This window comes from Micromonospora sp. NPDC049374, from assembly GCF_040677165.1.
In the GTDB taxonomy this organism is placed as follows: Bacteria; Actinomycetota; Actinomycetes; order Mycobacteriales; family Micromonosporaceae; genus Micromonospora.
The window spans coordinates 54,434-75,932 of the sequence record NZ_JBFAQH010000019.1; the positions used below are offsets into that span (position 1 = coordinate 54,434).

16 protein-coding genes are annotated in these 21,499 nt (G+C 71.4%); 6 read left to right on the top strand and 10 right to left on the bottom strand.

Annotation, left to right across the window (positions count from 1 at the left end):
* Positions 1-50: 50 nt before the first annotated feature.
* Positions 51-3,308, top strand: coding sequence for a penicillin acylase family protein (locus tag AB0J93_RS26010; protein WP_363924939.1), 3,258 nt, complete (start codon positions 51-53; stop codon positions 3,306-3,308).
* A gap of 104 nt (positions 3,309-3,412) precedes the next feature.
* On the opposite strand, the gene AB0J93_RS26015 is transcribed toward AB0J93_RS26010, so the two are convergent.
* From AB0J93_RS26015 to rsgA, 3 genes are all read right to left on the bottom strand, one after another.
* On the bottom strand, positions 3,413-3,916 hold the full coding sequence (locus tag AB0J93_RS26015; RefSeq protein ID WP_363924940.1) for a Rieske (2Fe-2S) protein: 504 nt from the start codon (positions 3,914-3,916) through the stop codon (positions 3,413-3,415).
* Between the two features lie 193 nt (positions 3,917-4,109).
* A complete protein-coding gene (uvrA, locus tag AB0J93_RS26020) occupies positions 4,110-7,052 on the bottom strand; it encodes an excinuclease ABC subunit UvrA (RefSeq protein WP_363924941.1) in 2,943 nt (980 codons plus the stop codon).
* A 303-nt stretch (positions 7,053-7,355) separates the two neighbouring features.
* Positions 7,356-8,399, bottom strand: coding sequence for a ribosome small subunit-dependent GTPase A (rsgA, locus tag AB0J93_RS26025; RefSeq protein WP_363924942.1), 1,044 nt, complete (start codon positions 8,397-8,399; stop codon positions 7,356-7,358).
* A gap of 258 nt (positions 8,400-8,657) precedes the next feature.
* Between rsgA and AB0J93_RS26030 the strand changes: the two genes are divergently transcribed.
* Both AB0J93_RS26030 and AB0J93_RS26035 read left to right on the top strand, forming a co-directional pair.
* Positions 8,658-9,374 carry a maleylpyruvate isomerase family mycothiol-dependent enzyme gene (locus tag AB0J93_RS26030; RefSeq protein WP_363924943.1) on the top strand — a complete coding sequence of 239 codons (717 nt, stop codon included), beginning with the start codon at positions 8,658-8,660 and terminating at the stop codon, positions 9,372-9,374.
* Positions 9,375-9,380: 6 nt separating this feature from the next.
* Positions 9,381-10,034: an MBL fold metallo-hydrolase gene (locus AB0J93_RS26035; RefSeq protein WP_363924944.1), complete on the top strand. Its 654-nt coding sequence runs from the start codon at positions 9,381-9,383 to the stop codon at positions 10,032-10,034.
* Positions 10,035-10,046: 12 nt separating this feature from the next.
* Here the strand turns inward: AB0J93_RS26035 and AB0J93_RS26040 are convergent, their stop codons facing one another.
* Both AB0J93_RS26040 and AB0J93_RS26045 read right to left on the bottom strand, forming a co-directional pair.
* Positions 10,047-10,370 carry a nuclear transport factor 2 family protein gene (locus AB0J93_RS26040; protein WP_363924945.1) on the bottom strand — a complete coding sequence of 108 codons (324 nt, stop codon included), beginning with the start codon at positions 10,368-10,370 and terminating at the stop codon, positions 10,047-10,049.
* 145 nt (positions 10,371-10,515) lie between these two features.
* Positions 10,516-11,124 carry a VTT domain-containing protein gene (locus AB0J93_RS26045; protein ID WP_363924946.1) on the bottom strand — a complete coding sequence of 203 codons (609 nt, stop codon included), beginning with the start codon at positions 11,122-11,124 and terminating at the stop codon, positions 10,516-10,518.
* Positions 11,125-11,360: 236 nt separating this feature from the next.
* On the opposite strand from AB0J93_RS26045, the gene AB0J93_RS26050 reads away from it, so the two are divergent.
* Complete coding sequence (locus AB0J93_RS26050) at positions 11,361-11,564, top strand: cold-shock protein (protein WP_093401468.1); 204 nt, start codon at positions 11,361-11,363, stop codon at positions 11,562-11,564.
* A gap of 78 nt (positions 11,565-11,642) precedes the next feature.
* Here the strand turns inward: AB0J93_RS26050 and AB0J93_RS26055 are convergent, their stop codons facing one another.
* The 3 genes from AB0J93_RS26055 to AB0J93_RS26065 form a co-directional block, all read right to left on the bottom strand.
* Positions 11,643-12,539 carry a hypothetical protein gene (locus AB0J93_RS26055; RefSeq protein WP_363924947.1) on the bottom strand — a complete coding sequence of 299 codons (897 nt, stop codon included), beginning with the start codon at positions 12,537-12,539 and terminating at the stop codon, positions 11,643-11,645.
* 163 nt (positions 12,540-12,702) lie between these two features.
* Positions 12,703-14,394, bottom strand: a complete 1,692-nt coding sequence (locus AB0J93_RS26060; protein ID WP_363924948.1) for a CocE/NonD family hydrolase — start codon at positions 14,392-14,394, stop codon at positions 12,703-12,705.
* Positions 14,395-14,397: 3 nt separating this feature from the next.
* The gene (locus tag AB0J93_RS26065; protein ID WP_363924994.1) at positions 14,398-14,913 is read right to left on the bottom strand and encodes a MarR family transcriptional regulator; all 516 of its coding nucleotides are present in this window, start codon (positions 14,911-14,913) and stop codon (positions 14,398-14,400) included.
* Between the two features lie 169 nt (positions 14,914-15,082).
* Between AB0J93_RS26065 and AB0J93_RS26070 the strand changes: the two genes are divergently transcribed.
* A complete protein-coding gene (locus AB0J93_RS26070) occupies positions 15,083-17,212 on the top strand; it encodes an MMPL family transporter (RefSeq protein ID WP_363924949.1) in 2,130 nt (709 codons plus the stop codon).
* Here the strand turns inward: AB0J93_RS26070 and AB0J93_RS26075 are convergent.
* Positions 17,158-18,048 (bottom strand): transglycosylase SLT domain-containing protein, encoded by an 891-nt coding sequence (locus AB0J93_RS26075; protein ID WP_363924950.1) that lies wholly within the window; start codon positions 18,046-18,048, stop codon positions 17,158-17,160. The genes AB0J93_RS26070 and AB0J93_RS26075 overlap by 55 nt on opposite strands.
* Positions 18,049-18,146: 98 nt before the next feature.
* The gene (locus AB0J93_RS26080) at positions 18,147-19,499 is read right to left on the bottom strand and encodes a DedA family protein (RefSeq protein WP_363924951.1); all 1,353 of its coding nucleotides are present in this window, start codon (positions 19,497-19,499) and stop codon (positions 18,147-18,149) included.
* A 126-nt stretch (positions 19,500-19,625) separates the two neighbouring features.
* Between AB0J93_RS26080 and typA the strand changes: the two genes are divergently transcribed.
* The gene (typA, locus tag AB0J93_RS26085) at positions 19,626-21,494 is read left to right on the top strand and encodes a translational GTPase TypA (protein ID WP_363924952.1); all 1,869 of its coding nucleotides are present in this window, start codon (positions 19,626-19,628) and stop codon (positions 21,492-21,494) included.
* The last annotated feature ends 5 nt before the right edge of the window (positions 21,495-21,499 follow it).

The window sequence follows — 21,499 nt, forward strand, 5'->3', positions numbered from 1 at the left end:
TTCTTCATGTAATGATCCCGTCCGATGGCCCCCGTCCACAGAGGATCGCCATGACCGGTCACACCACCCCCCGCCGGCTGCTCGCCGGCACCACGGCCGCCGCCGTCGCCGCCCTTCTCGTCGCCGCCCCGACCACCGCCACCGCAGCCAGCAGCCCGACCGAGACCACGACGAGCACCCTCGCGACAAACGTCGCCAACGCCTTCGCCGCCAACGACTACTGCCTCGGAGAATGCTCGGAGATCCTGCCGCCCGGCCAGAACGGCAACGCCACCCTGGTCGAGATCCTGGGCAACCAGGCATTCGGCACCCTGCCCCGGCACTCCGCCGACCAGCTCGACAGGTACGCCGACCTCGTCTACGGCTACGCCGGGCTGCGCGAGGACCAGATCGACACCTTCTTCAACGACGCCTCCTTCGGCGTCGCGCCCAACCAGGTGGAACGCGACTACTCACCCCGCTCGGACGTCCGCATCCTGCGGGACCGGGCCACCGGCGTCCCGCACATCACCGGCAGCACCCGCGCCGGCACCATGTTCGGCGCCGGCTACGCCGGGGCCGAGGACCGGCTGTTCACAATCGACCTGCTGCGGCACGTCGGCCGAGGCACCCTGACCCCGTTCGCGGGTGGCGCCCCGGGCAACCGGGCGCTGGAGCAGAGCGTCTGGCGCACCTCCCCGTACACCGAGGCCGACCTGGCGGCGCAGGTCGCCGCGCTGCGGCAGAAGGGTGACCGCGGTGAGCAGCTCTACACGGACGTGCAGGAGTACATCGCCGGGATCAACGCCTACATCCGTACCTGCATGGCCAACCGCAACTGCCCCGGGGAGTACGTGCTCACCGGGCATCTCGACGCGATCACAAACGCCGGCGGGCCCGAGCCGTTCGTGATGACCGACCTGGTCGCCATCGCCGGCGTGGTCGGCGGCCTGTTCGGCGGCGGAGGCGGCACCGAGATGCAGTCCGCGCTGGTCCGCATCGCCGCCCGGGCCAAGTTCGGCCCGGTGGAGGGCGACCGGGTGTGGAACGGCTTCCGGGGGCAGAACGACCCGGAGACCGTGCTGACGCTGCACGACGGCCAGAGCTTCCCGTACGGCGATGCCTCCCCCGACGCGCCAAGCGTGGTGCTGCCCGACGCCGGCTCGTCCCGGGTCGAGCCGGTCTTCACCGACCCGACCGGCTCCGCGACCGCCGCCGCGACCTCGAAGAGCGGCTCCGAGCTGGCCGCCGCACTGTCCGGGCTGACCATCGACCCGGCACACCGGGGCATGTCCAACGCGGCGGTGATCTCCGCCGAGCACTCCACCAGCGGGCACCCGGTGGCGGTCTTCGGGCCGCAGACCGGCTACTTCTCTCCCCAACTGCTGATGGTCCAGGAGTTGCAGGGGCCGGGCATCAGCGCCCGAGGTGCCGCCTTCGCCGGGCTCAACCTGTACGTCCTGCTCGGCCGGGGCCAGGACTACGCCTGGAGCGCCACCTCCTCCGTGCACGACATCACCGACACGTACGCGGTGCCGCTCTGCGTACCCGGCGGTGGCACGCCGACGCTGGGCAGCAACCACTACCTGTTCCGCGGCCAGTGCCTGGCGATGGAGGAGTTGTCCCACGTCAACAGGTGGAGCCCGACCGTCGCCGACGGCACCGCCGCCGGGTCGTACAAGCTGGTCGCCTGGCGTACGAAGCTCGGCCTGGTGGCGTGGCGGGGCACCGTCGGCGGGGTGCCGCACGCCTTCACCCACCTGCGGTCCACCTACGGCCGGGAGGCCGACTCCGCGATCGGTTTCCAGATGTACAACGACCCGACCCAGATGGGCTCCGCGGCGGCGTTCCGCACCTCGGCGAACAACGTCGAGTACGCGTTCAACTGGTTCTACGTCAACTCCACCGAGTCGGCGTACTTCAACTCCGGGCTCAACCCGCTGCGGGCCTCCGGCACCAATCCGAGCCTGCCGATGAAGGCCGATCGGGCGTACGAGTGGCAGGGTTTCGACCCGGACACCGGCACCGCCCGGTACGCGCCGGCGTCGGCCCACCCGCAGTCGGTGAACCAGGACTACTACGTCAGCTGGAACAACAAGCAGGCCAAGGACTTCGGTGCCGCCGACGGCAACTTCAGCTTCGGCGCCGTGCACCGCGGTGACCTGCTGGACAAGCCGGTGAAGGCGGCGCTCGCGGCGGGCCGCACCTTCGACCGGGCCTCGCTCACCGAGCTGGTGCAGCGGGCCGGCCTGACCGATCTGCGCGGCGCCGAGGTGCTCGGCGAGCTGATCCGGGTACTGGAGAGCCAACCGGTCACCGACACCGCGATGGCCACCGAGATCGCCCGGTTGAAGGCGTGGCGGCAGGCCGGCGCGCTGCGCGTGGAGACAACAAAGGGCAGCAAGGTCTACCAGCACGCCGAGGCGATCCGTACCCTCGACGCCTGGTGGCCGCTGCTGGTGCGGGGCATGTTCCGGGAGCCGCTCGGCGTGGAGTTGTACCAGTCCCTGGTCAACACCCTCCAGGTCAACGAGTCACCCTCCGGCCACCAACAGGGCGACGTGTCGAACCTGCCGTCGTCAGCCAACAGCGCCCAGACGCACAAGGGCTCGGCGTTCCAGTACGGGTGGTGGGGTTGGGTCGACAAGGACCTGCGGGCCGTCCTGGGTGACCCGGTGGCCGGCGGGCCGGGGCGTACCTTCTGCGGCGACGGCGACCTGGCCGCCTGCCGCCAGATCCTGCTGGACACGCTGCGGACGGCGGCGACGACGCCGGCCACGCAGACCTATCCGGGTGACTCGACGTGCGCCGCCGGTGACCAGTGGTGCGCCGACGCCATCGTCCAGTCACCGCTGGGCGGCATCAAGCACGCCACCATCGCCTGGCAGAACCGCCCCACCTACCAGCAGGTGGTCTCGTTCCCCGCCCGACGTGGCGACGACCTGACCAACCTGGCCGCCGGCCGCCCGGTCACCGCCTCCAGCAACCAACTGTTCAACGGCGCCAGCCGCGCCGTCGACGGCGACCTGGGCACCCGGTGGGCCAGTTCCTGGTCCGACAACCAATGGCTGCGGGTGGACCTCGGTTCCGTACGGCAGGTGGGTCGGGTGGTCCTGGCCTGGGAGGCGGCCCACGCCCGGTCGTACCGGGTGGAGGTCTCCGCCGACGGTGCCACCTGGCGACCGGTCTGGTCGACCACCGCCGGGGACGGCGGGACCGACGTGGTCACCTTCGCCCTTCAGCAGGCCCGGTACGTGCGGATGTACGGGCTGACCCGAGGCACCTCCTACGGCTTCTCGCTGTGGGAGATGTCGGTCCACGCCCAGTGAGGCCGACGGTCGCGGCCGGGACGACACCGTCCCGGCCGCGACCGCCAGGGAACGACCGGCAGGAGGCCGCAGCCTGGCCAGTCCTCCGGGCGCGCCAGATCGACTCAGGCCAACGCGATCTGGTCGCCGTCGACCTTGATGTTCTTGGCCGGCAGCGGCGTGGTGGCCGGGCCGGCCTTGACGGAGCCGTCCTCGATGGAGAACTTGCTGCCGTGGCAGGTGCAGTTGATGGTGCCGCCGTCGACGTTCGACACCGGGCAGCCCTGATGGGTGCAGACCGGGTCGAAACCCTTGAAGTCGCCGGCGGTGGGTTGGGTGATCACCACGCCCTGGGCGGCGAAGACCGCGCCGCCCCCGACCGGGATGTCGGTCGTCCGGGCCAGTGACTGGGCGCCCTCACGGTCCCCGCCACCGGCGTCACCGGTGTTGGTGACCTGCGGTCCCGGGCTCGGTGCCGCGCCGTCGTCGTCCGCACCGCCGCAAGCGGTCAGGACGACCGCCGCGCCGACCGCCCCCGCACCCGTGAGCACGGCCCGGCGGGTACGCATTCCCGGTCCGGTCGGCACCTGGTCGTCGCTGATGCCTGCCCCCTGCTGCGGCTCGCTCATGCCTCGCCCCTCCGTCGGTGACCCCGGTGCATGATCTGTGGCTACTCTTCCCTACACGCACCACTTTGCCGGCCGGTTCACCCGATCGGCCACCCGGGCCCGCCGTCCCCGCCGCTCGGGGCCGGAAACCCTCGGTGAGCTGCGCGGTGCCGGCCGGCACCGCACCGGCCACCGGCGCCTGGCATCCGGTCGGTCAGCGCGCGGCGGTGGTGGTCTTGCGGCCGCTCCGGGCCCGGGCGCCGTTGGCCTTCGCCGCCCGGGCGGTGGCCGCCACGGCACCCTTCGCCGCGCCGTCGAGCTTGAGGACGGTACGCAGGAACTGTCCGGTGTGACTCTCGGCTACCTCGGCGACCTCCTCCGGGCTGCCGGTGGCGAGCACCGTGCCGCCCCGGTGACCGCCCTCGGGGCCCATGTCGATCAACCAGTCCGCGCTCTTGATCACGTCCAGGTTGTGCTCGATCGTGATCACCGTGTTGCCCTTGTCGACCAGGCCCTCCAGCACCAGCAGCAGCTTGCGGATGTCCTCGAAGTGCAGGCCGGTGGTCGGCTCGTCGAGCACGTAGACCGTCCGCCCGGTCGAGCGCTTCTGCAACTCCGAGGCGAGCTTGACCCGCTGCGCCTCGCCGCCGGAGAGGGTCGGGGCGGGTTGCCCCAGCCGTACGTAGCCCAGACCCACGTCGACAAGCGTCTTGAGGTGCCGGTGGATGGCCGGGATGGCGGAGAAGAACTCGGCCGCCTCCTCGATCGGCATCTCCAGCACGTCGGAGACGGTCTTGCCCTTGTAGTGCACCTCCAGGGTCTCCCGGTTGTACCGGGCGCCCTTGCAGACCTCACACGGGACGTACACGTCGGGCAGGAAGTTCATCTCGATCTTGATGGTGCCGTCGCCGGAGCACGCCTCGCAGCGACCGCCCTTGACGTTGAAGGAGAACCGTCCCGGGCCGTACCCGCGCACCTTGGCCTCGGTGGTCTCGGCGAACAGCTTGCGCACGTGGTCCCAGACGCCGGTGTAGGTGGCCGGGTTGGATCGCGGGGTGCGGCCGATCGGCGACTGGTCGACGCCGACGACCTTGTCGACGTGCTCCAGCCCGGAGACCCGGGTGTGCCGGCCCGGCACCAGCCGGGCACCGTTGATCTGGTTGGCCAGCACGGCGTAGAGAATGTCGTTGACCAGGGTCGACTTGCCCGAGCCACTGACGCCGGTGACGGCGATCAACTGGCCGAGCGGGAAGCTCACGGTCAGGTTGCGCAGGTTGTGCTCGCGGGCCCCGTGCACCACCAGATCCCGCCCCGGAGTCTGCGGTCGACGTCCCTCGGGTGTCGGGATCTTCCGCCGGCCGGACAGGTACGCCCCGGTCAGTGACTCCGCGTTCTCCAGCAGCGCCGGCACCGAGCCGCTGTGCACGATCCGACCGCCGTGTTCCCCGGCGCCGGGACCGATGTCGACGATCCAGTCGGCGGTACGGATGGTGTCCTCGTCGTGCTCGACCACGATCAGCGTGTTACCCAGGCCACGTAGTCGCACCAGCGTCTCGATCAGCCGGTGGTTGTCCCGCTGGTGCAGCCCGATCGACGGCTCGTCCAGCACGTAGAGCACCCCGACCAGGCCGGAGCCGATCTGGGTGGCCAGCCGGATCCGCTGCGCCTCGCCACCGGAGAGGGTGCCGGCCGGGCGGTCCAGGGAGAGGTAGTCCAGCCCGACGTCGAGCAGGAAGCGCAACCGGGCGTTGATCTCCTTGAGCACCCGCTCGGCGATCAGCTTCTGCCGGTCGGTCAGTTCGATGCCGGCCAGCAGGTCGGCGCACTCGCCGACCGACAGGTTGCAGACCTCGGCGATGCTGCGCCCGGCCAGGGTGACCGCGAGTACCTCGGGCTTGAGCCGGGCACCGCCGCAGGCCGCACAGGGCACGTCGCGCATGTAGCCCTCGTACTTCTCCCGCGACCACTCACTCTCCGTGTCCGAGTGCCGGCGCTCGATCCACTGCATCACGCCCTCGAAGCCGGTGTAGTACGAGCGCTCCCGGCCGTACTTGTTGCGGTAGCGCACGTGCACCTGGTCGCCGGAGCCGTGCAGGATCGTCTTCTGCGCCCGCGACGGCAGCGCCCGCCAGGGCGTGTCCACGTCGAAGTGCTCCGCCTCACCGAGCGCCTCCAGCAGGCGCAGGAAGTATTCCAGGTTGTGCCCGGTCGCCCAGGGTTGGATCGCGCCCTCGCGCAGGCTGCGCTCCGGGTCGGGGACGACCAGTTCCGGGTCGACCTCCTTCTTGGTGCCCAGGCCGGTGCACTCCGGGCAGGCGCCGTAGGGCGCGTTGAAGGAGAAGACCCGGGGCTCCAGGTCCTCGATCGCGAGGGGGTGGTCGTTGGGGCAGGCCAGGTGCTCGGAGTAGCGCCGCTCCCGGTCGGGGTCGTCCTCGGCCAGGTCGACGAAGTCGAGCAGGACCAGACCACTGGAGAGGCCCAACGCCGCCTCGACCGAGTCGGTCAGCCGCTGCTTGGCGCTGGGCTTGACGCTGAGCCGGTCGATCACCACCTCGATGGTGTGCTTCTCCTGCTTCTTCAGCTTCGGCGGGTCGGTGAGCTGGTGCACCACGCCGTCGACCCGGGCCCGGGCGTACCCCTTGGCCTGGAGTTCGCCGAAGAGGTCGACGTACTCGCCCTTGCGGCCGCGCACCACCGGGGCGAGCACCATGAAGCGGGTGCCCTCGGCCATGGCGAGAACCCGGTCGACGATCTGCTGCGGGCTCTGCCGGGAGATCCGCTCGCCGCAGACCGGGCAGTGCGGTTCGCCGACGCGGGCGAAGAGCAGCCGCAGGTAGTCGTAGACCTCGGTGATCGTGCCGACGGTGGAGCGGGGGTTGCGCGAGGTGGACTTCTGGTCGATGGACACGGCCGGGCTCAGGCCCTCGATGAAGTCGACGTCCGGCTTGTCCATCTGGCCGAGGAACTGCCGGGCGTACGACGACAGCGACTCGACGTAGCGCCGCTGCCCCTCGGCGAAGATCGTGTCGAAGGCCAGGCTCGACTTGCCCGACCCGGACAGCCCGGTGAACACGATCAGGGCGTCCCGGGGCAGGTCGAGGCTGACGTCACGCAGGTTGTGCTCGCGCGCGCCACGAATGATCAAACGGTCGGCCACGGTCCGTGTACTCCCGGGTGAGAATGGAGAGGAGGATCTGTCCGCTTTTGGGGTGGCCCCAGCGGTTGTGTCAGCGCGGAGAGTGCGCCCCGGCAACTGTAGACCCGACCTCCGACAAGTTCTCCCACCCACATATCCCGCCCCTCCGTACCACCCCCGCCCCCTCCCCCGCCCAGTTGCGCCGATCAGGCAGTGACCGAACGAACAGAAGTGGTCGAACACTCTCATACCGACCATCACAGCTGCGTGATCACGGACCGGAGTGGGCGGCGAGGGCGGAGGCGGGGCTGAGGGGTGGGGCGGTCAGTGGGGACGGGGGGTGCGGCGGGTGGCGCGGGACACACGCGTGGAGCGGGTGGAGCGGCGACGGGTCTCGTGGATGATCTCCCGTTGCAGCCGGCGCCAGCTCTCATAGCGGCGGGCGGTCAGCGCACCGGCGTCCAGCGCCGCCCGCACCGCGCAGCCAGGTTCGGCCTCGTGCCCGCAGTCGCCGTACCGGCAGCCGTCGGCCAGGTCGGCGATGTCGGCGAAGGCGCGGTCGAGCCCGGTCGCGCCGTCGAGCAGGCCGACAGCCCGGACCCCGGGCGTGTCCACCACGGCACCCCCGCCCGGCAGCGGCACCAGCGCCCGCCAGGTGGTGGTGTGCCGACCCTTGCCGTCGACCCGACGGATCGCCTGGGTGGGCATCACCACCGCCGAGGCGAGCGCGTTGACCAGGCTCGACTTGCCCGCGCCGGAGAGTCCGAGCAGCCCGAGGGTGCCGCCGGGGCCGACCTCGGCGCGCAGCGGTGCCAGCCCGATGCCGCGCTCGGCGCTTACCGGCAGCACCGGCACACCGGGCGCCAGGGCCGCCAGGTGGCGCGCCACCGCCGCCGGATCGGCCGCCAGGTCGGTCTTGGTCAGCACCACCAGCGGCCGGGCACCCGACTCGTGGACCAGGGAGAGCAGTCGCTCGATACGGGCGGCGTCCGGTGCCGGGTGCACCGGTTCCACCACGGCGGCCACGTCCAGGTTGGCGGCCAGCAGCTGGCCGCTGGCGTCCTTGCCGGCGGTACGCCGGATCAACGCGGTACGCCGGGGCAGCACCACCTCCACCGTCACCCGCCCATCGGGCCAGGCGCACAGCAGCACCCAGTCGCCGACGCCGGGCAGCCGGGTCGCGTCGCCGACGGCGGCGGCCAGCACGGCCCCGCCGGTCGAGGCGCGCACCGGCCCGTCCTCGGTGAGCACGGTGCAGACGCCGCGGTCGACGCGGGCCACCCGGCCGGGGCGCTTGTCGGTACGGATACGTCGCAGATGGGCCGCCCGGTCGGTGTCCCAGCCCAGGGCGGTCAGCGAGATGGTCATGGCTCCTCGTTCAGTGTCGGTGCGGGTGATACACGGGTGCGGTGACCGGCATGACCACCACCTCCTCCGCTCCGGCGCCGCGCACGAACCTGGTCGACCTCCCCCGGTGGTGACCGGGCCGCGAGGCAGCGGGCGAGGCGTCCGCGTCGCGTGACCCGGGTCGAGGGGGTCGCTGGCACAGACGGTAGGTCGGGCCACGCCACGCCGGAAGTGAATTCCCCGGCGACGCGGTGGGCACGGGCCGCTAGGGTCAGCACCGTGACGATGGATCCGCTTCTGCTGACCGGCGACGTGGACGACGCCACGGCTCGCCTGCTGCGGACGGCGGCCACCTTCGACGCCGCCGACCTCGCGGCGCCCTCCCTGCTGCCGGGGTGGAGCCGAGGGCATGTGCTGGCCCACCTCTGCCGCAATGCCGACGGCTTCGTCAACCTGCTCACCTCGGCCCGCACCGGCGAGTCGATCCCGATGTACGCCAGCGCCGCGGCCCGGACCGCCGACATCGAGGCGGGGGCCACGCGTACCCCGGAGGAACAGCTGGACGACCTGCGGCGCAGCGCGGACCGGTTCGCCGAGGCCGTCGCCGCGATGCCGGTGCCGGCGTGGGGTGCCGCCGTCGAGACCCGACACGGCTCGCGGCCGGCGGCCCTGCTCGTCTGGGGTCGGCTGCGGGAGCTGGAGATCCACCACGTCGACCTGGCGGCCGGCTACCGGCTCACGGACTGGTCACCGGACTTCGGTCACCGGCTGTTGCACGAGGTGACCAGCGGCTTCGCCGACCGAAGCGACGTACCGGCGATGGTGCTGCGCTTCGACGGCAGCAGCCACGAACTGGTGCTCGGCGACCGGGCACAGGCACCGGTCGTCGCGGGTTCGGCGGCCGAACTCGCCGCGTGGCTGACCGGCCGCGACCCCGGCACCACCCTGACCGTCACCCCCGACGGACACCTCCCCCGCCCGCCCGAATGGATCTAGGAAGTCATGACCTACAGCGGAGAAGTCACCCCCGGCGGCCCGCCGGCGGTACGCGAACTCGACCACCTGACCATCACCAAGGTGTCGGTCGGTCCGATGGACAACAACGCGTACCTGCTGCGCTGCGGCAGCACCGGCGAGCAGGTGCTGATCGACGCGGCGAACGAGGCGCCCAGACTGCTGGAGCTGATCGGCGACGCGGGGCTGGCCGCCGTGGTGACCACCCATCAGCACATGGACCACTGGGTGGGCCTGGAGGAGGTGGTGGCCAAGACCGGTGCCCGGGCACTGGTGCACGCCGACGACGCGGACGGGCTGCCGATCGAGGCGCAGACCCTCACCGAGGGCGATGTCGTGCCGGTCGGTGACTGCGCCCTGGAGGTCATCCACCTGCGGGGCCACACGCCGGGTTCGGTGGCGCTGCTCTACCGCGACCCCGGTGGCGTGCCGCACCTCTTCACCGGCGACAGTCTTTTTCCGGGTGGTGTAGGAAATACCGACCGGGATCCGCAGCGGTTCGCCGCGCTCATCGACGATGTCGAGCACAAGCTGTTCGACCGGCTGCCCGACGACACCTGGTTCTACCCCGGGCACGGCCGGGACTCGACGCTCGGCGCGGAGCGCCCCCACCTGGCCGAGTGGCGCGCCCGCGGTTGGTGACAGCCGCGCCGGTCAGGGAGCGATGCGCAGCCGTCGGATCTGGTTGTCGTCGTAGTCCTCGAAGCGGTACCGCAGGCCGGCGAAAGGGCTGCCGGGAAAGTCACCGGCGATGGTGGCGGTGACCACCGTCCCTTCCGGCGTCTGCGTCACGTCGGTGATCTCGTACGACACCAGCGGCACCTCCTGCCGCCAGGCCCGGATCGCGGCGATGCCCTCGTAGGTCCTGTTCTCGTCCTCGACCACGGCGTCGGGGGCGAAGAGCGCGAAGTAGGCGTCGCTGTCGGCTTCGCCGGCGAGCGCGAAGTAACGACGGATGAGTGGCGGTGCGGCGCTCATGGCAGGGCTCCTTCAGGGCAGCGCGGACGAACGTCCTGATCCTGCACGACGCGTCCGACAGCCACCCCCGATTCGAGGTTCCGAGAGCAGCGACGGCGTGGGCGAGCATCCCGGTGGGGAGGCGACGGGCGAGGCGGTGACCGGGTCAGCGGGTGACCGCGCGCAGCCGCCGGCGGGTGCCGAGCAGCACCAGGGCCGCCAGCAGCAGTCCGCCGAGCATGGTCACCAGCAACGGGCTCGCTCCGGCGGGAAGGAGCCTGGCCAGCGTCCGCGACGCGGTACCCACCACCAGGTAGAGGCCGGCCCATCCGGCCGCGCCGAGCGCCGCGAACCCGAGGAACCGTCGGTACGACATGTGCAGCCCGCCCGCGGCCAGCGGCAGCAACGCGTTGAACACCGGCAGGAAGGGCGCGATCAGCACCAGCCGACCGCCGTCGCGGCGCAGGATGGCCTCCGCTGCCACCCACCGCGCCTCGCCGATCCAACCGCCGAAGCGGCTGCGCCGCAGCCGGTCGCCCCACCGTCGGCCGACGAGGAAGCTCAGCGACCAACCGGTCAGGCATCCGGTGACCACGGCGACGAAGGTCGCCAACCCGGTGGTGGGGCTGCCGACCGCCACTGCGGCGAGCACCGCCACGTCACCGGGCACGAGGACCCCGAACAGCGGCACCGCGTCGAAGAGCATGACCACCCCGAGCACCGCCATCAGCACCACCACGGGAAGCTCTCCGACCTGGGCCAACTGGTCCGCCATACCCCGTACGCTAGGACCTGCCCGCCACGGTGGACATCGGGTTTCCTCCCCATCCTCCGCACGACGCCCCTGAGGGTGATCCCTGATCCGCCCGTCGCGTCGGAAACCATCCGTCCCACAACCTGAGGCGCTTCGCCCCGCAAATCCGCTATTCACCGGTTACTGTCGGGAAGGTATTGGGCGATCACCGGCGCGGAAGCCAGCGATCGCCCGCATGGAACAGGGAGAGAGTACGCATGGCAACCGGCACCGTGAAGTGGTTCAACTCCGAAAAGGGCTTCGGCTTCATCGAGCAGGACGGCGGAGGACCCGACGTCTTCGTCCACTACTCGGCCATTCAGTCCGGCGGTTACCGTGAGCTGACCGAGGGCCAGAAGGTCGAGTTCGACGTGACCCAGGGGCAGAAGGGTCCGCAGGCGGACAACGTCCGTCCGCTCTGACTCGTACCGGTCCCGCGGGGCTGATCGCACGGCGGCGGGTGGCGGCCGGTACTGGCCGCCACCCGTCGGAGCGTCGCCTCAGGCCGCCAGTCGGCGGCTCAACTCACTCACGACCTGCTGCGCCACGGTGGGCGGGATCGCCGCGGCTATCTCCTGCGGGGTGAGACCGGCCAGCACCCCGGTGACGATCGCCTGCTCGTCGGTGAAGTCCCGGTTCATCAGCGACTCCACCGTGCTCTGCAGCGCGGTGAGTTGGGCGCCGATGCTCCGCAGTGTCGGATGGGAGACCCGGAAGTCGGGGTCCTTGTGGTCCTCGCCCATGGCCATCCGGGTGTACGTCTGCCCGACCGGGTTGCGTCCGTCCAGGACGGTGAGGTTGCGGTGGACGGTCCTGAGCCAGTTGTGTTCCTCGGGTGTCATGTCGTTCTCTCCCTCCTCGGAGTTCAGCAGTCCGATGGTGGTCAGGTAGCGGCGGAACAGGGGCCGCTGGTCGCGGTTCGCCTTGATCGAGTCCCGGAAGAAACTGAAGTGGGTGTGCCACAGGTGGGACCGGTCGCCGGTGCTGCGACGGCCGAGCCGGTCCCAGCGTCGGACCACGTTGCCGTCCGGCGAATAGATGATCTCCCGGATGTCGCGGGTATCCGGCGCGTTGGCGACACACTGCGCCACGCACCAGGTCGAGAACGTGAACAGGTTGTGGGTACGGCCGCCGGAGTTGAGTCGGAACGTTCCCACGTCCAGGGCCGCCGCGTCGAGGGTGAGGCCGTTGCGGTCGCGGGGCGACTCGACCACCGAGTAGTCGTTGGTGACGACCCGGTCCGACCCGCAGTGGTAGCCCCCTCGGTGGTTGGCGTCGCCGACGATGCCGACTTCGTTGGGTTCGAGATCCTCGTCGCGACTGCGGTTGGGATCACGGTTGAGATGCTCGAGCAGCAGACTACGAACGGCGAGAAGATTTGCCGGGGCCCGCGTCATGGGTCCCCCTTCGCTTTCTCGTTGGGGACCAGGCGCGACAGTGACACCGCGTACGCGGTGGAGAGGCTCACCGGCGGGCCCGGCCGATCGGGTGCACGGCGCCGGGCGTATCACCACGATAGCTCGGGTTGTTGGAGAATGCCCAGCTCAGAGGCGCTTTGATTCAGCTTGGAGAAGGCTGAGAGGCAGAGTGGACGACCGGTAGCACCACTGCGGACGGATGATCCGGGTCGTGCATGATCTCCCGGAATCCACCACGGAGTGTGACAGCCGCGCCGAGGGGTTCGCCAGTGCCGGGGTTACGCGCGTAGCGGGGATGGGCCCCGCCGGAAACCTGTAGCCGCAGTCGGTGCCCGGGGGCGAACCGGTGGGCGGTGGGCCACATCTCCACCGGCACCGCGACGCTGCCGGCGTGGTCGGCGGGAAACCGCTGCGGGTCGAGCCGGACCAGCCCGTCGCAGATGTTCCACGAGCGACCCCGACGGTCCACGTCGCACAGTCGCACGAACACGTCCAGGTGCGTCAGCTCGCTGCGCAGGTGGATCTCGGCGCGTACCGGCCCGATCACCTCGATCCCGGCGGTCAACGGTTCGCTGGTCCAGGTCAACACGTCGGGCCGGGCCTCGACCGGGCGGTTGTCGAACGGCCCGGCCCGCTGGGCCACCAGCAGTGGACCGCCGAGCGACGGTGTCGGGTCGGCCGGGTCGTACCAGAATCCGTCCGGCGGCGACGGCACCGGGTCCGCGGGGCTCAGGGCCGCCCCCGGGTGCAGGTGCCACCGTACGGTGTCGGCGGGTGGCGGCCAGTCGGGCAGGTCACGCCAGCCTCCGCCGGCACCACCGACGTGCACCCGCACCGGGGCGGCGGGCGGGTGGGCGGCACCTACGGCCCGCCGCTCACCGGCCTGATCGTCGGACAGGTGGGTGTCGAGCCAGCTCAGTCCCTCGCGCAGGGCGGCGACGAACAACCCGGGGCTGCCGTGTGTCCACGGCCCGACCACCAGGCGCGGACGGGCACCGGTGGCCCGCAGCGCCGTGTAGTCGCGCAGTTGAGCCGGCAGGAAGATGTCGTGCCAGCCGCTGACCATCGCCACCGGCGAGCTGACCCGGTGCAGTCGGTCGTCGAAGACCCGGCTGCGCCAGTAGTCGGCCTGCGGGGTGTGGTGCCGCAGCCACTCCTGAAAGAACGGCACGGTCACCCCGGTGGCGACCCGGTCGGCCTCGATCAACGGAAGGTGGGACAGGGCGGCGGTCAGCCTCGGCTGGCCGCGCTTGAGTTCCCACTGCCGGGCCAGCCACGGCACGGTCTGCGCCTGCAGCAGCTCGGCCCAGGTCAGCACCGTGTCCAGGGCGAACGACTCCCCCGCGTAGGTGGAGTCGCGGGTGGTCGAGGCGGTGGCGACCGCGACCATCGCCCGCAGCTGCGGGCCCGCGTCCGCCGCGAGCGCCCACTGCACGAATCCCTGGTAGCTGGCGCCGAACATGCCGAACGCACCGGTCCACCACGGCTGCCGGTGCAGCCAGTCGAGCGTGTCCAGGCCGTCGTCGCGTTCGTGCACGAACGGCTCGAACTCGCCGCCGGAGCCGCCGGTGCCCCGGCAGGACTGGATGACCACGTGGAACCCCTGCTCGGCGGCGAGTCGGCAGAGCAGCCGCATCGGCCCGGCCCGGCCGTACGGGGTGCGGATCAGCACGGTGGGCGCGGCGGGCAGGTCGGGCGCGTAGTGGTCGGTGCGCAGAATCACCCCGTCGCGTACCCGCAGCGCGATGTCCCGGGTGACGGTGACCCGTCGGGTCCGCGCCGGGGGAAGTCGCAGGACGGTGGCGGCGAGTCCGGCCGCCAGACGATCGAGCACGACTCACTCCGCCCGACGCCGGTGCGGCTCGGTCCGGGCGGCACGGACCTCGTCCCGGTGCTCCCTCAGCGAGGCTCCCATCGCCGTCATGAACCGGTACACCACCTCCAGCTCATCGTCACGGAAGCCGGCCATCACCCGGTCGGTGCGTTCGCCCAGCGGCCGGAAGAAGCCCATCGCCAGCTCGGCGCCGCGTTGGGCGTAGCGCAGCAGCACCTTGCGTCGGTCCGTGGTGTCCCGGTCCCGGCGCAGATGCCCGGCGCGTTCGAGCCGGTCGATGAGGGCGGTGACCGAGCCGGAGGAGAGCCCGAGGTGTTCGCCGAGCCGGCCCGGCGTGATCGGGTCGCCGAGCAGCTCGGCGTCCATCACGGCGATCAGTGCCTGCAGGTCGGTGGCGTTGAGCCCGTGCTGGTTGGCGAAGGCGTGCCCCACGTGCTGCGCGTCCACGCCGTAGCGCCGCAGCTCAGCCGTGATCTCGGCGATCAACACGTCCCGGCGCGTGTCGCGCCGGCGGTACATACCGTGAGCTGCCACGTCCCGCCGCTTCCTCCCGACGTCCCGGGTTCGCAGCATAACCGAGAGAGACCCTCGTCTCGGTCGCCGAGATTCTCTGCCGCCGAGCAGTTGCAGCATCTTTCTTGATAGGCGAAAATCTCGACTGTCTAGATACTTTCGGCTGGGGGTCCTGATGTCCGTGTTCAACCGCGTGGCGGGCGGTCGCCTCAACGCCTGGTTCACCATCCTCGCGGCGCTGGCCGTGGGCGCGGCCGTCTTCTGGTTGCCCATCCCCGACAACCCGGCACCCGTCTCCGCCACCGGCCTGTCCGACCGCTGGCAGTCCACCCAGGTCGAGCGGTTGCAGGACGACCTGCCCGCCAGCGACGTCCAGCCGGCCATCGTGGTGGTCACCCGTGACGATCGCGCCCCGCTGACCGACGGCGACCGCGCCGCCGTCACCGGTGGCACCGGCGCCCTCGGCGGGTTCGCCGCCGGCGGTCAGGTCGCCCCGCCGCAACTGTCCCCCGACGGCACCGTGGCCCTGGTCGCCGTGCCCCTGAGCACCGAGGGCGGTCAGGAAGCGGTGGCCGCCACCGTCGCCGAGATCCGCGAGGCGCTGACGGCACTACCGGCCGAGCTGACCGTCGAGGTGACCGGCGCACCGGCCTTCACCGCCGACCTCACCAAGGTCTTCGAGGGCGCCGACACCACCCTGCTCGCCGTCACCGCCGCGGTGGTCGCGCTGCTGCTGCTCGTCACCTACCGCAGCCCGCTGCTGTGGATGGTGCCCCTGGCCGTCGTGGCCGCCACCGAACAGGTCGCCCTGCGCGCCCTCGACACGGTCATCCCCGCCGTCGGCATCAACTTCGCCGGTGGCGCCGTGAGCGGTATCGCCAGCGTCCTCGTCTTCGGCGCCGCCACCAATTACGCCCTGCTGCTGATCGCCCGCTACCGGGAGGAACTGCGCCGCGAGGCGGACCGCTTCGCCGCCATGCGTGCCGCGCTGCGCCGCACCGCCGAACCGATCCTCGCCAGCGGCGGCACCGTCATGCTCGGGGTGCTCACCCTGCTGCTCAGCGAGCGGGAACTCAACCGGGCCCTCGCGGTCGCCTGCGCCACCGGCATCCTCCTGGCCATGGCATCGGCCCTGCTCGTGCTGCCGGCCGCGCTGGTGCTGCTCGGGCGGCGCCTGTTCTGGCCGTTCGTACCGCACGTCGGCAGCGAAGGTCGGGAGGGCCGGATCTGGGGCCGGCTCGGCGCCGCCGTGATCCGTCGCCCGGTGCCCGTCGCGGCCCTGGCCACGCTGCTGTTGGCCGCGCTCGCCCTGGGCGGCCTCGGCCTGCGGACCGGGCTGTCGGAGACCGAGCAGTTCCGGGTACAGCCCGAAGCGGTCGCCGGGGCGGAGACCCTTGCCGGCGCCTTCCCCGCCGGCACCACCCAGCCGGTCGCGGTGATGACCCGACCCGACACCGTACCGGCGGTCACCGCGGCCGCCGCCGAGGTGCCCGGGGTCGCCTCCGCCCGTCCCGGCACCGCCGGCCCCACCGTCGCCCAGGTCGACGTGGTGCTCGACGCCGAGCCGGGCACCACCGACTCCGACCGGACGTTGGAGGCCCTGCGGGACGCGGTCGCCGCCGTACCCGACTCCGCACCACCCGCCCCCGCGGGCGGCGACACCCCGACCGGCGCCATCGTCGGCGGCACGGTGGCCGGCACGTACGACGCGGCGGCGGCCGACGCCGAGGACCTACGCGTCATCCTGCCGCTGATCCTGCTGCTGGTCGGCGCGGTGCTGGTCCTGCTGCTGCGCGGCCTGCTAGCCCCGGTGCTGCTCGTGGTCACCGTCGTCGCGTCGTACTTCGCCAGCCTCGGCGGCGCCTGGCTGCTCTTCGACCACGTGCTCGGCTTCCCCTCGCTGGACACCACCGTGCCGCTGCTCGCCTTCGTCTTCCTGGTGGCGCTCGGTGTGGACTACAACATCTTCCTGGTCACCCGCGCCCGCGAGGACGCCCGCACCGTCGGCACCCGCGAGGGCATGCTCTCCGCGCTGCGGGTCACCGGCGGCGTCATCACCAGCGCCGGCATCCTGCTCGCCGCCGTCTTCGCCGTCCTCGGCGTGCTACCGCTGATCACCCTGACCCAGATCGGGATCATCGTCTGCCTCGGTGTGCTGCTGGACACCCTGCTGGTCCGCACCGTCGTCGTCCCGGCCCTGGCGTTCCTGCTCGGGGAGCGCTTCTGGTGGCCCGGCCGGGTCGGCGACGGTCAGAAATCCAGGCAGACGCACTCCGTCATCAACGCCCGGACGTTGCGCACATAGCTCGGGTTGGGGATGTTCAGCGGCTTACCCTCCGGGGCCACCGCCCCATGCCCGTAGTTGTACGCGGCGATGACCGCGTTCAACAGGCACGAGTCAAGCTCGGCGGTGCACAGGTCGGCGTCGAGCTGGTAGTCGGCATCGAAGTACATGTCGCCGATGTACTTGGTCAGCCAGGCCAGGTAGGTGCCGCCGAGGTAGGCGTTGTCCTGGTAGTCCCACACGTCGTAGCTCTGCCCGAAGCGCTGGTTCATCCAGGACGCGGTCTCCGGCATCACCTGCATCAGGCCGATGCCCTCGTCGCAGGCCACGATGTTGGACTGCCAGCCGCTCTCCTGCCACGCCGTCGCCTTGATCAGGCTCAACGGGACGCGGATCTTCGGGGCCGACGTCGGCCAGTACGTCCGCCCGGCCGCCTCGGTCAACGCCGACTTGACCTGCGCACGGCTGGCTTGATCACCCTTGTAGCTGGGCTTGCAGTCGCTTGAGGGCGGCTTCGGCGGATCCGGCGGCACCTCCGTCTCCGTCGGCGGCTTCGGCACCGTCCGGGGGGCGGTGGCCGTGGCTCGCTTCGGCTTCGGGCTCCGCTTCGTCGCCGACGGTGACGCGCTGGCGCTGGGAGTGGCCTTCGGCGCGGCCCCCATCGACTCCACCGCCGACGGTGTCGCCGACGCGTCCTCCCCGCGGGGCTCCCCCGAGGCGTCCGGCAACTCCTCCGGCAGAGCGACCGGAGCCGGCACCTCCGCCGCGGGAGTGTCCACCTTGGCACATCCACCGCCGGTAAGCAGCAGCGTCGCGGCGACCACCGCGACACCCCACCGTGCGACGCTGCGTCCCATGTCGACCTCCTCCGGCCGTGACGAACCCGCCGCACACTAACAGCTACCGCCCGTCGCGCGTGGCCCCGCGATCCCCGCCCGGATCACGGCGCCGGCCCTCACCCGGCGGCGGCACCACCGCCGGCCACCGCCCGGTCCCGCGTGGCCCAGGCGACCATGAACACCGCCGTCCAGGCGGCGCCGAGCAGCACCGCGCCGACCGTGCCGCTTGCCGTGCTCAGCCCCAGGTACAGCCGGGCACCACCGATGGTGACCACACCGGCCGCCGCCACGGTCCACGCGGCCACCGCCACCGGCCACCGGGCACCCCGCGACAACAGCCACGCCAGCGTGCACAGGCTCGCCGTCACCACCACGCTCTGGGTGGAGAACAGCACCACCCGCCCACCGGCGGCCAGATCCGCCACGGCCGCCAGCACCACCAGCGGCACGAACGCACCGACCGTGCCGACCACACTCAGCAGATCCGCCCGCCACGGTCGCTGCCGCCAGGCCTGCACCAGAGCAACCACCGCCACCATCACGATCAGCGACGAGCCACGCAGCAGCGACACCGCCGCCTCGGTCGCCTCTACCGCGTCGGGCGTACGCCGCGCCGCGAACCAGCTCGCGATCACCCCGTCGACCAGGGCCAACCCGCTGTGCCGGACCACCACCCGCAGGATCCACGCGATCACCAGCGCCACCACGAACAGCAGCACCACCCCGGCCGCCAGGTTCGCCAGCAACGCCCACGCCGGCCCGAGACGCAGGCTCAGCAGGAAGAACAGCAGCCCGTAGCGGGCCGACAGCCACCGCAGCGGCGGCAGCCGGGCCGCCCGGGTCAGCAACGCCCGCGCCGGATCGGGGTTCCGGCCCAGCCACCGACCGGCCAGCACCACCGCGACCAACGCGGCCACCAGCACCAGCACCGCTCCGGTGGCCCGGCCCAGCAACCGGGAGACCGTCTCGTACGACTCTCCGGCCAGATGCCCGACCAGCACCGAGGCACCCACCCAGGTGATCACCCCGGCCAGGTTCCACGGCGCGAACCGGCGGTACGGCATCCCGGCCGCACTGGCCAGCCGGGGCACCAGCGTGCGGGCGAACGCCACCCAGCGGGCGGTCAGCACACCTCGCCCACCCATCCGGTCGAGCATCGAGTCGGCACGGGCCCACCGCTGCGGCCCCACCCGGGCGCCCCACCTGCTGGCCCGCAGCCGGGGCCCGTAGCGCCGGCCGGAGCGGAACGCCAACGCGTCCCCCGACGCGGCGGCGGCGATCATCACCAGCAGCGCCGGACCGAGCCGCAACGTGCCGGTGTACGTGAGGAAGCCCACCAGCAGCAGGGTCGCCTCACCGGGCGCGACCAGCCCGATGATCAGTGCCGTCTCGGCGGCCACGACCAGCGCCGCCACCACGTAGATCAGCCCTGGTGGCAGGCTCTGCACCGAACTGAGCAGATCGTGCACGGCGCCCCCGGATCACCTCGGCAGAACTGCCCTGCAAGTGTGACAGTGCTCTCCGTCACCGCGCGGCCCCGCGCTCCGGTGACCCCGACGCCACGCGGCTACCGCGCAGGCGGGAGGATGGAGCTCATGCAGCTTCGCACGGACCTCCGCAACGTCGCCATCATCGCTCACGTCGACCACGGCAAGACCACCCTGGTCGACGCCATGCTGCGGCAGTCCGGCGCCTACGGCGCCCGGGGCGAGGTGACCGAGCGGGTGATGGACTCGATGGACCTGGAACGGGAGAAGGGCATCACCATCCTGGCCAAGAACACCGGCGTGCGCTACCTGCCCGCCGACGGTTCGGACCCGGTCACCATCAACATCATCGACACCCCCGGTCACGCCGACTTCGGCGGCGAGGTGGAGCGCGGCCTGACCATGGTCGACGGGGTGGTGCTGCTGGTGGACGCCAGCGAAGGGCCGCTGCCGCAGACCCGGTTCGTGCTCCGCAAGGCACTCAAGGCCCGCATGCCGATCATCCTGGTGATCAACAAGGTGGACCGCCCGGACGCCCGGATCAAGGAGGTCGTCGACGACACCTACGAGCTCTTCCTCGACCTCGACGCCGACGAGGAGCAGATCGACTTCCCGATCGTCTACGCCTGCGCCCGCGACGGCATCGCCTCACTGACCCAACCCGCCGACGGTTCGGTGCCGGACGACAGCCACAGCCTGGAGCCGCTGTTCCGCACCCTGCTGGACACCATCCCGCCGCCCGCGTACGACGAGGAGGCCCCGCTCCAGGCGCACGTCACCAACCTCGACGCCTCCCCGTTCCTCGGCCGCCTCGCGCTGTGCCGGGTACGCCAGGGCAGAATCGCCAAGGGCCAGAGCGTGGCCTGGTGCCGCACCGACGGCAGCACCCAGCGGGTCCGCATCTCCGAGCTGCTGATGACCGAAGGCCTGGAGCGCAAGCCCGCCGACAGCGCCGGCCCGGGCGACATCATCGCGGTCGCCGGCATCCCCGAGATCATGATCGGCGAAACTCTCGCCGACGCGGAGAACCCGATCCCGCTGCCGCTGATCACCGTCGACGAGCCGGCGATCTCCATGACCATCGGCACCAACAACTCGCCCCTGGTCGGCCGGGTCAAGGGCGCCAAGGTCACCGCCCGGATGGTCAAGGACCGCCTCGACAAGGAACTCGTCGGCAACGTGTCCCTGCGGGTACTGCCCACCGAGCGTCCCGACGCCTGGGAGGTGCAGGGCCGTGGTGAGCTGGCCCTGGCGATCCTGGTCGAGCAGATGCGCCGCGAGTCGTTCGAACTGACCGTCGGCAAGCCGCAGGTCGTCACCCGGGAGATCGACGGACGGACCTGCGAGCCGGTGGAACGACTCACCATCGACGCGCCGGACGAGTACCTCGGCGCGATCACCCAGCTGCTGGCCACCCGCAAGGGCCGGATGGAGCAACTGGTCAACCACGGCACCGGCTGGATCCGGATGGAGTGGCTGGTCCCCGCCCGCGGTCTGATCGGCTTCCGCACCGAGTTCCTCACCGAGACCCGGGGCACCGGCATCCTGCACCACGTCTTCGAGTCGTACGAGCCGTGGTTCGGCGAGCTGCGCACCCGCAACAACGGCTCCCTGGTCGCCGACCGCTCCGGCAGCGTCACCGCGTTCGCGATGACCAACCTCCAGGAGCGCGGCCAGCTCTTCGTCGAGCCCGGCACCGAGGTGTACGAGGGCATGATCGTCGGTGAGAACTCCCGCTCCGACGACATGGACGTCAACATCACCAAGGAGAAGAAGCTCACAAACATGCGCTCGTCGACCGCCGACGAGACCGAGAAGCTGATCCCGCCGCGCAAGCTGTCGCTGGAGCAGGCACTGGAGTTCTGCCGCGAGGACGAATGCGTCGAGGTCACCCCGGCCGCCGTCCGCATCCGCAAGGTCGTGCTCGACCAGACCCAGCGGGCCCGCACCGCCGCCCGCCGCAAGCACGCCGGCTGAGCCGA